General features: G+C 68.4%; 8 protein-coding genes and 3 pseudogenes. 9 read left to right on the top strand and 2 right to left on the bottom strand.

Going from position 1 to position 11772, the window contains the following annotated elements; translation table 11 throughout:
- Positions 1-122: 122 nt before the first annotated feature.
- Complete coding sequence (locus IE277_RS41980) at positions 123-920, bottom strand: FadR/GntR family transcriptional regulator (protein ID WP_189958972.1); 798 nt, start codon at positions 918-920, stop codon at positions 123-125.
- 376 nt (positions 921-1296) lie between these two features.
- On the opposite strand from IE277_RS41980, the gene IE277_RS41985 reads away from it, so the two are divergent.
- From IE277_RS41985 to IE277_RS49915, 8 genes and pseudogenes are all read left to right on the top strand, one after another.
- Positions 1297-2658 carry an ABC transporter substrate-binding protein gene (locus IE277_RS41985; RefSeq protein WP_189958973.1) on the top strand — a complete coding sequence of 454 codons (1362 nt, stop codon included), beginning with the start codon at positions 1297-1299 and terminating at the stop codon, positions 2656-2658.
- Positions 2655-3569 carry a carbohydrate ABC transporter permease gene (locus IE277_RS41990; protein ID WP_189958974.1) on the top strand — a complete coding sequence of 305 codons (915 nt, stop codon included), beginning with the start codon at positions 2655-2657 and terminating at the stop codon, positions 3567-3569. The genes IE277_RS41985 and IE277_RS41990 overlap by 4 nt, the downstream gene beginning before the upstream one ends.
- 55 nt (positions 3570-3624) lie before the next feature.
- Positions 3625-4527 (top strand): carbohydrate ABC transporter permease, encoded by a 903-nt coding sequence (locus IE277_RS41995; protein ID WP_229882415.1) that lies wholly within the window; start codon positions 3625-3627, stop codon positions 4525-4527.
- A 65-nt stretch (positions 4528-4592) separates the two neighbouring features.
- Positions 4593-6608, top strand: coding sequence for a DUF8034 domain-containing protein (locus IE277_RS42000; protein WP_189958975.1), 2016 nt, complete (start codon positions 4593-4595; stop codon positions 6606-6608).
- Entirely contained in the window at positions 6605-6952 is a 348-nt protein-coding gene (locus tag IE277_RS42005; RefSeq protein ID WP_189958976.1) for an L-rhamnose mutarotase, read from the top strand. Before IE277_RS42000 ends, IE277_RS42005 begins: the two co-directional genes overlap by 4 nt.
- An 82-nt stretch (positions 6953-7034) precedes the next feature.
- Positions 7035-7958: an amidohydrolase family protein gene (locus tag IE277_RS42010; protein ID WP_189958977.1), complete on the top strand. Its 924-nt coding sequence runs from the start codon at positions 7035-7037 to the stop codon at positions 7956-7958.
- Between the two features lie 84 nt (positions 7959-8042).
- Positions 8043-8229, top strand: a pseudogene (locus tag IE277_RS48310) (SDR family oxidoreductase); the annotation flags it as partial.
- Between the two features lie 80 nt (positions 8230-8309).
- A pseudogene (locus IE277_RS49915) lies at positions 8310-8879 on the top strand (aldo/keto reductase); the annotation flags it as partial.
- Between the two features lie 421 nt (positions 8880-9300).
- Here the strand turns inward: IE277_RS49915 and IE277_RS42020 are convergent.
- Positions 9301-11031, bottom strand: a complete 1731-nt coding sequence (locus tag IE277_RS42020) for an RICIN domain-containing protein (RefSeq protein WP_229882416.1) — start codon at positions 11029-11031, stop codon at positions 9301-9303.
- Between the two features lie 526 nt (positions 11032-11557).
- Here IE277_RS42020 and IE277_RS42025 point away from each other — a divergent pair.
- Positions 11558-11710, top strand: a pseudogene (locus IE277_RS42025) (IS5/IS1182 family transposase); the annotation flags it as partial.
- Between the last annotated feature and the right edge of the window lie 62 nt (positions 11711-11772).

The following is an 11772-nucleotide window of genomic DNA, read 5'->3' on the forward strand; positions in this document are numbered from 1 at the left end:
CCGCGGGTGCCCGGGGCCGTAGCGCCCGACACACTGACGATCGACTCGCCCTGGCCAACTCACCTGTTGACGCCTCGCGGGCGTCAACGTCATCGCGCGGGCCCGCGCTCACTTCCCCTCCGCTATCCGAACAGGCGCCGCTGGATCTCACGCCGGTAATCCTCAAGTGTCCTGTCGAGGTGTGCCGCCGTGGCCTCGGCCGCCTCGTCGGGCCGGCCGTCGCGAATGGCCCGGTAGATCGCCTCGTGCTCCACGACTGCGGCCTCGGTGCCTTCACCGAGCGTGTCGTGTATCCCGATCGCGCTGGACTGCCGCTGCAGTCGTCGGGCGTCACGCACGGCACTGACGAGGAAGGTGTTGTGCGAGGCCGCGGCCACGCCCATGTGGAAGTCCTCGTCCGCCTGGTTGAACTCGTCGACCTGACCGTGGACGAACCCGTGCCGGCACTGCTGCATGGCCACCTCGATGGTCCGCAGCTCGGCGGGCGTGGCACGGGTGGCGGCCAGACTGCTCGCGGCCGTCTCCTGAACCCTGCGGAACTCGAACAGCATGAGGACGTGATCGATGTCGACGGGGCGGAAGAAGCCGCCCCAGCGGCTGGTGATGAGCATGCCCTCGTCGTCCGCCACGAACAGTCCGCGCCCCTTGTGCGCCCGGACTCGGCCGAGCGCCGAAAGGATCTTCACGGCCTCCCGCACCACTGCCCTGCTGGTGTTCAGCCTCTGAGCCAGATCGAGCTCCGTGGGCAGCCGGTCACCCGCCACCAGACGGGCCTCGGCGATGAACTCGAGGATCTGCTCCGCCACGACCTCGTAGCCGGGCCGGTACTCACGCCGCGCGTCCGCGCCGTTCATTGCTTCCGTCGCAACGGGAGGTGCATGCGTCGGAACGGCCTCCGGGGCCGCGGGCGTGTCGTTCATCTGTCCTGCCTCCTGGCTGACGCAACTGGGGGCGGCTGATCGCTGGGCAGCCGCGCTCATCGTAGCTCAAGCCTCGATTGGTCGTACTCATCCAGTAGATAGATCCGGAGCATAAAGCAGGAGTCTTGGATAGTATTTATAGTGACTTACTGGACATTGCTCACCTTGAGTTGGGGTCTCACCGGCCGTTGTTTGAGAAGAAGGGCTGCACAAGCCCTTGACGGAACCCTTAATAGGGCGGCTAATTTCTTCCGCGACGGCAAGCGGGACGGCCGTTCGCGGTCCCTGACGCCCGGCCGGTACGGCCGACGTCGCCCCATCCTCGCGCCACCTGTCCATCTGCTCGGGGCGCCTTGTGAAGCCAGTGGAGTCGCAGATGACCGTCAACAAGCCTTCGTCCGGCCGGGAGAGGGTGTTCAGCAAGAGGCGTGCGGCGTTGCTGGCCGGCTGCGCGGCCACCGCGGCGCTGACCCTGACCGCCTGCGGTGGCGGCGCCACCGGTACGACGACCAAGGACGGCTTCGCCCAGGCGCCGCAGAAGGACGGTGCGCTGACCGTCTGGGTGGATGCGACCCGTGTGGAGGCCGCGAAGCTGTACCAGCAGCAGCACCCGGACGTGAAGCTGGACATCGTCACCTACGACGGCGACGCCAACGGCTCCAACTACCTCCAGACCAAGGTCCAGTTGTTCAACCGCACCCGCGAGGGCTGGCCGGACGTCGTGTTCAGCGCGCAGAACAACGAGGCGACCTGGGCGGTCGACGCGGGCTTCGCCGCTCCGCTGAACAAGGGCCTGATCCCCTCGGCCTCCTTGGGGAAGTTCGCGAGCGGGGCCAACGACGTCTGCACCGTGGGCGGCACCGTCTACTGTCTGCGCAACGACCTCTCCCAGGCGGTCCTCTGGTACAACGCGCCGCTCCTGAAGAAGTTCGGCTACTCGGTGCCGACGACCTGGGAGGAGTACCAGCAGCTCGGCGAAAAGGTGGCCAAGGAGCACCCCGGCTATCTCGTGGGTGACGCCGGCGACTCCTACACCCCCGAGATCTACCTGTGGGCGAGCAAGTGCGGCGCCAACCACATCACCGGCCCCAAGTCGGTGTCGGTGAACACCACCAGTGAGGCCTGCACCAAGATGGCCAGGCTCGTGGACGTGCTGATCAAGAACAAGTCCATGTCCATCAGCGGGGTCTTCAGCACCGACTTCGGCAAGAACCAGGCCGACAAGGTCCTGCTCATGCCGGGTCCCGCCTGGTACGGCGGCGCGGTGTTCAAGGGCACCTTCAAGACCCCGGCGAAGCAGATCGCGGCAGCGCCCATCCCGCAGTGGAAGGGTGACACGTCGCCGTCCACCGGCAACGTCGGCGGCGGCACCTGGCTGCTGTCCCAGCACTCCACCCACATCAAGGCGGCCACCGACTTCCTGAAGTGGGTCACCACCGACAACGCCTACCAGGGCGAGAAGGCGCCGGGCTTCCCCGCGTACGCGCCCGCGGCGGAGAACTGGCTGAAGGGGCAGGACGCCTCCGGCTACTTCGCCAGTGACCTGAGCGCCCTCAAGGCCGCCTCCTCCCAGGTCTGGCCGGACTGGGGCTCGGGCCAGTTCAGCCAGGAGGCGATCTGGGCCGCCACGGTCAAGCCCGGCATGACCCAGGGCAAGAGCATCGTCTCCCTGCTGCCGGCCTGGCAGGACTCCATCGTCAAGTACGCCAAGTCCAACGGATACAAGGTCTCCCAGTGACCCTCACCCCTTCCTCGCCCGGCTCTGCCGCACGGCGCCCTCGCGGCGCCGTGCGGCAGAGCCGGGCCGGTACAGCCTTCGTCGCCGCCTACGTGGTCCTGCTGGTCGCCTTCGGCGTCCTGCCGACCGCGTACGCGGTCTACTTCGCCTTCACCGACGCCGGGGGCAAGGTCACCGGATTCGCCAACTTCACCGCCACAGCGCACGACTTCCGATTCATGGACGCCGTGAGCCATGTCGCCGTCTACCTCGCCTTCTGGCTCCTGTCCCTGGTGGTGTTCGTGGTGGCCCTGGCGCTGCTGCTGCACCGCCTGGCCTCAGGTTCCGCCAGCAAGGCGCTGCGTTTCCTCTACTACATCCCGGGAGCGCTCGCCGGCGCCGCGAGTGTGCTGGTGTGGCTGTTCATGCTCGACCCGACGGTGAGCCCGGTCAGTTCCCTGCTGGGCATGTCGGGGTTCCACACCTTCGGCGAGGTGATCGCGCCCGGCAACCTGCCCCTGCTGTTCACGGTCATCGCGTTCTGGACCGGCGCGGGCGGCTGGATCGTCGTCATGTACGGCGCGCTCAACAACATCCCGACGGACGTGATGGAAGCCGCGCGTATCGACGGCGCGGGCGCCTGGCAGACCGCCTGGCACGTGCAGATCCCGATGCTCCGCAAGTGGATCGTCTACATGGTCATCCTGGCCTTCGCGGGCGGCGCCCAGCTCTTCGTCGAGCCGCAGCTGCTCTCCCTCGCCAGCGTGGGCGTGGCCGGCCGCGACTACTCGCTCAACCAGCTGACCTTCGACTTCGCCTTCCAGATGAACAACATCAACGGCGCGGCCGCGGTCTCGGTGGAGCTCCTGGTCGTCAGTGTGTCGGCCGCCGCCCTCTTCGTCGCACGGTCGGGATTCTTCGATGCCGACTGAAGCCCCTGGTAGTCGAGTCGCCATCGCGGCGAGCTCGGAATGGGAAGCGCCCGTCATGAGCCGATCTCACCACCGCCCGCCGCGCCGCCGGTCCGTACCGCACCTGGCCTCCCGACTGCTGACCGGATCCGTACTGGCCGCGTTCCTCGCCTTCTTCGTGCTGCCGGTGTTGTGGCTCGCCCTCGCGGCGACCAAGACCGACCATCAGCTCGTCCACGACAATCCGCTCTCCTTCGGGTCGTGGCACGCGCTGAAAGCCAACTGGGACGCCCTCACGGCTTTCCAGGACAACGCCATCATGCAGTGGCTGGGCAACTCGGCCCTCTACGCGGTGATCTCGCTGGCCATCACTCTCGCTGTCGCCATCCCCGCGGGATACGCCCTCGCCATGACCGAGTTCCGCGGCCGGCACACCCTGCTGATCGCGACCCTGGTCGTGATGCTCATGCCGAACGCCACCCTGGTGGTGCCGCTGTTCCTGGAGATCAACGCGGTGCACCTGATCGGCACCATGTGGTCGATCATCCTGCCGTACTCGTTCTACCCGTTCGGCGTTTACCTGACGTACATCTACTTCACCACTGCCGTACCGAAGGACTTGCTGGCGGTGGCCCGCATGGACGGCTGCTCGGAGTTCCGCGTCTTCTGGCACATCGCGCTGCCGCTGGCGACCCCGGTCATCGCGCTCGTGGGCTTCTTCAGCTTCGTCGCCAACTGGACCAACTACTTCCTGCCGTACGTCATGCTCCCCGAGAGCAGCCAGATGCCCATCCAGGTGGGCGTCGGCACCCTGCTCAGCAACGTGCCGTCCTTCAACCCGGCCGTCGGCACCCTCGCGATCGAACGACCGCAGCTTGCTCTGGCGACGCTCGTCGCCATCACTCCCGTGCTGATCGTCTTCCTGTTCGCCCAGCGCTTCCTGGTCAGCGGGATGCTTGCCGGCGCCACCAAGGAATAGCGGCCCGTCCCGGCCGCCGTCCTCGGCGTGTGCCGTCCCGCCGCCCACCCGAACGGAGATCCCCCATGTCCTGCAGCTCTGCCGACCGCACCTCGGCCGAGGACGCCTCCTGCGACCAGCCGGTCCCGCCACCCGAGGTCGAGGCGGGGGTGCCGCTGCTCGAACCACCCGGCTGGGCCGTCGCACAGCGCTCCCTGTTCGACCTGCTCGACCACGCCTGGCGCCGCTTCGCCCGCGACTTCACCGGCCCGGACGGACGCCTGAACTACACCGGCCCGCTCACCACCCGCGACGGTGTGGACGACTTCTACGAGGTGTTCTTCAACTGGCCCCAGCTGTACCTCCTCGGCGGCGCCGACGACCTGCTGCCCGCCAGTGAGCAGCACTGGGAGGGCGTGACCCGGCAGCTCACCGAACTCGGCATGCTGCATGATGAGTTCGAGCGCGGCTACGACTGGTTCCACCAGGGCGAGAGCCTGCTGCTGCTGTACTTCCTGTGCATGGCCGCCCCCGACCGCTGGTCCGAGCGCGCCCTGCGCTTCGCCGAGCTGTACGTCGACCCGGCAGCCGGCAACTACGACCCCGGGCACCGCGTCATCACCCGCCCGCACAACGGCAGCGATCCCGACCGTACGGGCCTGTTCGACGGCGACGTCTACCCGTGGCTGCTCAAGGAAGCGGAGACCTACGGCTTCCCGCTCGACTGGATCCCCGAGGCAGACGGCGGCCCGTACCCGCTCTCCGCGGACCCGCGTCTGGGCGCGCAGATGCGGGACCGGATGGGCGTCGGTGACACCGCGGTCAACCTCGCCGCGGCCGGACTGGTCCTCAACGCCTGGATCCTGTCCGGCGAGGAGCGCTACCGCGACTGGATCGTCGAGTACGTGGGCGCGTGGCGGGAGCGCACCGAGGCGAACGGCGGTCTCATCCCGGACAACGCCGGCCCGGACGGCGTCGTCGGCAGCCTGCTGGAGGGCCGCTGGTACGGCGGCCACTACGGCTGGTCCTGGCCGCACGGCTGGCACAGCGTGGGCCACGCGGCCTGCGTGGCGGCGCTCGCGGCGGCCACGGCCACCGGGGACGACGACTACCTCTCCATGGTCACGACCTCGCTCGACACCCTCATCGGCCACGCCAAGGTGATGCCCCACACCGAGGCGGACTCCAGCCTCCCCTCCAAGTGGGCGGTCGAACTCGGCCCCGACGACGTCCGCACACCCACACCGCACCTTCCGTTCCGGCACAACGACTCGGGCTGGTTCGACTACAACCCGGCCACCGCGCCGGTCCTGGTGGCCCTGTGGCACCACACGGCCTCCGACGCCGACCGCGCCCGGCTGGAGCGGCTGCGCGAAGCCGACGGCATCGACTGGCGTACCCTGCGGCCGTTCCGCGCCAAGGAGGAGTCCGGGCACGAGAAGGCATGGTTCGCCTTCCTCGCCGGTGACGACCCTGGCTACCCCGAGCGCATCCTCGCCACCGCCCAGGCTCAGATCCGCCACCGCCTGCGGCGCGTCGACCGCTACCGCGACCTGGACGTGCCCGAGGCCGACATCCACGTGTGGCAGCAGTGCAACCCCGTGGCCACCGAGGCTCTCGTCCAGCTGACCTGGGGCGGCCCCCAGGTCCTGTACAACGGCGGCCTGCAGCAGGCCCGGCTGCGCTACCACGACGCCGACGCCCGCCGCGCCGGCCTCCCCCAGGACGTGGCCGCCCTGATCACCTCCATCGACCCCGAGGCGACCACCGTCGAACTGGTCAACCTCTCTCCCGGGACGGATCGCACGGTGATCGTCCAGGCGGGTGCCTTCGCCGAGCACACCATCACCGCCGTCCGGTACACCACCTGCGAGGACGACGGCTGGATCGGGGACATGTACGACTACGGCCACACCGAGCCGGTCGTCACCGAGGCGGAGGAGGCCTGCGACAGTGCCTTTCTGACGGTCCGGCTGCCCGCGTCCACCCGCATCCGGCTCACCCTCCGGCTCGACCTGCGCACCAACGCGCCCAGCTACCGCACACCGTTCGACACCCCGGCCGGCCGGCCCTCCCCGGGCCAGGAGGAGACCACAGCATGAAGCGTGTCGCCCAGACCATCAGGCTCCGCCCCGAGCACCGCGAGAAGTACCTCGAACTCCACTCGGCCGTCTGGCCCGGCGTCGAAGCGGCCCTGCACCGGTCGAACATCCGCAACTACAGCATCTACCTCCACGGCGATGTGCTGTTCGCCTACTTCGAATACCACGGCGACGACTTCGAGACCGACATGGCCGTCCTCGAAGCCGACCCCGAGACCCGGCAGTGGTGGAAACTCACCGACCCTTGCCAGGAGCCCTGGCCCGACCGGGGCGACTCCCGCCAGTGGACGGAACTCCCCGAGATCTGGCACCTGAACCCGCCAGGAGACACCACCGGCGCCTGACACACCTCGCCCCAGACCACATGGACCCCACCCGGCGTGGACCGACTCGACCCGACCTGGACCGACCCGACTTGGACCACCAGTGACCCCCACCACCGCCCCGCTCATCGACGCCCACCACCACCTGTGGGACCTCGACCAGCGGCCGCAACCCTGGCTCGACGACCCCGCCCTGGCGACGATCCGCCGCACCTTCACCCCCGACGGCCTGCGTACCACCGCCACCCGGCCCATCGCGGGCCGCCGTCTGCACAGCACGGTCGCCGTGCAGTGCGTGCCGGACGTACCCGAGACGGAGGACCTGCTCGCGCTCGCGGAGCGGGAGCCGCTGATCGGAGCCGTGGTCGGCTGGGCGGACCTGACCTCCCCGGCGATCGGCGACCTGCTCGACAGGCTGCTTGCCGGGCCGGGCGGCACCTACCTGCGGTCTCTGCGCCACCTCGTGCAGGGCGAGACGGATCCGGAATGGCTGCAACGCCCCGATGTCGAACGCGGGCTGGCGGCGGTCCGGGACCGCGGACTCTGCTATGACGTGCTCGTCCGCAGCCACCAGCTCGACCAGGCGGTCCGGCTGGCCGAGCGGTTCCCGGACCTGCCCCAGGTGCTCGACCACGCCGGCAAGCCGCCGATCGCCGACGGTGACCTGGCCGACTGGGAACGCCAGGTGCGTCTGCTGGCCGCACACCCGCACGTGGTCTGCAAGGTGTCGGGGCTGATCACCGAGGCGGACCACGAGAAGTGGACCGTCGACGACATCCGCGCGGTGTGGGACGTACTGCTGTCCGTCTTCGGCCCCGGCCGCCTGATGTTCGGCTCCGACTGGCCGGTCGCGAACCTCGCGGGCGGCTGGAACCGCTGGGCCGCCACCGTGGACGCTCTGCTCGACGGCTGCTCCGGCACCGAGATCCACGCGGTGCTCGCCGGCACCGCGACCGCCTTCTACCGTCTCCCCTCCGTGCCGGAAGAAGCCGAGGTCACCGCGGACAGCGCCACGCACACCATCTGACCGTCACGCCCACCCCGGCGTGCGCACCCTTCGCGCACCCCTCGCGCACGCCGACCACTCGCGCCGGGCACTTATCCGCGTCTAACGACCGACAACACCCAGGCTCTGCGGGACGACCCAGTGCGCAGCACAGCGATCCTGGACCGCATTCCGGCCGGCCGCTGGGGGACGCCGACGACCTGGCGGGCGCCACGGGTTCCTCGCGTCGGACGCCGCCGCCTACGTGCACGGCGTCGTCCTGCCCGTGGACGGCGGATGGCTCGGCAGATGACCGTCACCGACCCGGCCACCGCCTACGCCTACGCCAGAGGCTGACCGGCGGCGCCCTTCGCATTTACCCAGGAGCACTCCTTGCAGCAACGCGAGATCCCCGACACGCCCGTCGCGCTCAGCGAACTCGGCTTCGGCGCCGCCGTCATCGGCAACCTCTACGAGGCCACCCCGGCCGAGGACGCGGTGGCCGCCGTCGATGCGGCCTGGGAGGCCGGCATCCGCTACTTCGACACCGCCCCCACTACGGCCTGGGTCTGTCCGAGGAACGCCTTGGCGCCGCCCTGCGCCACCGCCTTCCGCGACGAATACGTCCTGTCCTCCAAGGTCGGCCGCCTCCTCGTGCCCAATCCCCGGCCCCGGGGCATGGACGACGAGGGCTTCGCCGTTCCCGACGACCTGTGCCGCCGCTGGGACTTCAGCCGCGACGGCGTCCTGCGTTCGATCGAAGGCTCCCTCAGCCGCACGGGCCTGGACCGCCTCGACATCGTCTATCTCCACGATCCTGACGACCACTGGCGGCAGGCCGCCGAGGAAGCCACGCCCACGCTCGCGGACCTGCGCGACCAGGGCGTGATCGGCGCGATCGGCGCCGGCATGAACCAGTCGGCGATGCTCGCCCGCTTCCTGCGGGAGACCGCCGCCGACGTGGTGATGCTCGCCGGCCGCTACACGCTCCTGGACCAGTCGGCACTGGACGACGTCCTGCCCGCCGCTCGGGAAGGACGCCCCGCCGGAACGCGTCGCGCGGGCGCTGGCGATCGCCGGGGTCTGCGAGGCGCACGGCACCACCCTGCCCGCCGCAGCCATCGCCTCCCCGTACACCCACCCCAGCGTCGTCAACGTCACCCTCGGAATGCGCAGCCCCGGCCAAGTGACACGGAACGTGGAACTGCACCGGGGCAGCGTCCCCGAGTCCCTCTGGGACGACCTCCGCGCTCAGGGGCTGATCAGGCCGGACGTGCCGTAGGAAGCCGCTCACCGACCGGAATCCCACGGTCTGGGAGCAACGCCGAAGCCGCCCCTTCACGAGGGACGGCTTCGTCATTCCCGGAAATCCCGGATCACCCTGTCACTGGATCATCCAGGCCTGGTTGGACTGGTTCAGGGGCATCCACTGATCGATGGTGGCCCCGTTCGCCGTCGATCCGTTGCTCACCTCCAGGATCTGCCTGCTCTCGAAGTTGCGGATGAGGTACCCGCCGCTGGTCTGCTCGAAGTACCACAGCTGGTTGTTGCCGCCGCCGTAGGCGTACTGCTGCAGCGCGGTCCCCCTCCAGTGACTGGATGCGTTGACGTCGAGGACCTTGCCGCTGTTCCTGTTCACGATCTTGTAGAGCTGCCCACTGACCGGAACGATGTTCCACTGCTGGTTGGCCCCACCGGTGCTCGGCCATTGCACGACGCTCCCGCCGTCGGCGCTGGACCACCCGTTGACGTCCATCAGCTGCCCGCTGTTGACGTTCTTGATCGTGTAGTACGTGGACGGGTCGACGGTCGGCGTACCGGTCGCGGCCGCCAGCGCCCCGCCGGCCTGCTGGACACTGAAGTCCGCGATGAAGAAGTACGCGCCGTCGGTCTTGGCGACCCGCACGTAGCGGAACTTCTGGCGGACGTCGATGTTGCCCGTGAGCGTCGAGGCGAACGGCAGTGTGTCCGTCTGACGTCCCAGGACGGTGTAGGTGCCGAAGGACGGGTCGTTGGAGGCCCGGACCTCGAACTTGCCCCGGGTCTCGGGCTGGTCCACGTCCTGACGGGTCGTCAGTGAGAACTGTCCGAGCCGGTAGGCCTGCCCCAGGTCGACCTGCCACCACGCCGAGGAGTCACTCCCGGTGGGAGACCAGCCGGTCGAGCTGTCGTTGTCGACGGCGTTGCCAGCCGACCAGCCGGAACCGAAGACCGACGAGGAGGACGCCGGCTTGTTGTAGGCGAGGTTGAGCTTCGCCGCCAGCCCCTGATAGGCGGACTCAAGGCCGGAGGCCTTGATCACCGAGTCGCCGGACGTCGTGTTGTTGGTGAGCGTGACGTGGGTGCCGTTGCGGTTCTGGTTGATGAATCCGTCGGTACGCGACAACACGTTGTTCGAGACGGTCATGTTGTTCGACCCCTCGTCCAGGTAGAAGCCGTGCACGGGCGAGCCGCAGGCGGACGGTACGCGTATCACGTCGTGGACGTAGTTGCCGTCGAAGACGGTGCCCGGGTCGTTCGAGAGGTGGTAGATACCGGCGGAGTCGCACAGCCGGTTCATCACGTTGCCCATCCGGTTGTAGCTGACGCTGTTGTTCCCTTCGGCGTTGGCCGCCGACTGCCAGCCCCAGCCGAGCGAGATCCCGGCCCACGGAGTGTCGGAGATGTCGTTGTGGTCGATGGTGGTGCTGTTGACGAAGCCCGCGTTGATGCCCGCGGTTCCCAGGTAGTCCTCACCGATCCGAGTGATCAGGTTGTCCTTGACGGTGACCTTCTTGACCACCTCCCGGGCGTCCTCACCGGCTGGTGTGGTGGGTGGGTTGTAGACGGTGTGGTACTCCACGGTCGGGTCGGAGAACTTGCCGACCGTGATTCCGTTGCCGGCGATGTCGTGGACGAGGTTGCCGGTCACGGTGCTGTCGTGCACGCCGTGGTGCAGGTCGAGGGCGGTGGAGCCCATCTGCGTGAAGGTGTTGTCGGTGAAGGAGACTCGGTCGGCGTTCGAGACCTGGACCCCGGCCGGCGGACGACCGACGTACTGGTTGTTGGACGTGTCGGCCGAGATGTTGTAGTTGCCGCCCTGGGCGTTGAGGTAGCCGTTGTCGGTCGCCTCCATCCAGGTGGTCTGGGTGAAGGTGATCCCGGAGAAGCGCAGGTCGTGGGCGGGACGCGGCTGCCGTCGCGACCGCCTTGACCGTCCCCGCGCCGATGCGTAGGGGCCTCATCTGTGGTGTGTCCCTCCTCCGAACCCCTGGCTTCTTATGAGTTGCATTTATCAAGGCAAGATGGCATCCGAGTCAAGACAAGAGGCAGACCTATTTTTCACTCCAGCAACACCAGTGACATGCGGAGGCGCCAGGAGCGGCGCGCACACATCCCTTGTGACGAGGAAATACCCCCCCAGGTAGTAACGAAATTGACCGTGGCGATCGACATGCCGACCGCCACCCACTCGGCCTGGTTGGCCAATCCACCGCCCCAAAATGAGTACTACTCATTTCGCGCAGTCTGTCGCTATCGATTCCTCACCTCGAGTGAGTCCTGGCCAGGTGGAAGCAGCGGCGCGTGAAGGCGTCCGTTGTGCGAGGTGGTCGGCTCTTACGACATCGTTTCTTTTGGTGTGATCGTTCGTTGAATCGTGCATGACGGATCTGGTTGAGCGGCTGGTGCCGGACGAGTTGTGGGTGTTGTTCCGGCGGGTGGTGCCGCCGACGGAGGTGAGGCGTCCGCAGGGCGGGGGCCGACGTCGGGCGGGTGATCGCGAAACGCTTGCCGCGATCATCTTCGTGGCCGCCTAGGGTTGTACCTGGCGGCAGTTGCCGCCGGTGTTCGGACCGGCCTGGCCCACGGTCTACCG

The organism is Streptomyces alanosinicus (genome assembly GCF_014650595.1).
Lineage (GTDB): Bacteria > Actinomycetota > Actinomycetes > Streptomycetales > Streptomycetaceae > Streptomyces > Streptomyces alanosinicus.

Excerpts from the sequence above, each read along its gene's own strand:
- IE277_RS41980 (WP_189958972.1), bottom strand. The coding sequence starts at position 920 with ATGAACGACACGCCCGCGGCCCCGGAGGCCGTTCCGACGCATGCACCT.
- IE277_RS41985 (WP_189958973.1), top strand. The coding sequence starts at position 1,297 with ATGACCGTCAACAAGCCTTCGTCCGGCCGGGAGAGGGTGTTCAGCAAG.
- IE277_RS41995 (WP_229882415.1), top strand. The coding sequence starts at position 3,625 with ATGAGCCGATCTCACCACCGCCCGCCGCGCCGCCGGTCCGTACCGCAC.
- IE277_RS42000 (WP_189958975.1), top strand. The coding sequence starts at position 4,593 with ATGTCCTGCAGCTCTGCCGACCGCACCTCGGCCGAGGACGCCTCCTGC.
- IE277_RS42005 (WP_189958976.1), top strand. The coding sequence starts at position 6,605 with ATGAAGCGTGTCGCCCAGACCATCAGGCTCCGCCCCGAGCACCGCGAG.
- IE277_RS42020 (WP_229882416.1), bottom strand. The coding sequence starts at position 11,031 with ATGGAGGCGACCGACAACGGCTACCTCAACGCCCAGGGCGGCAACTAC.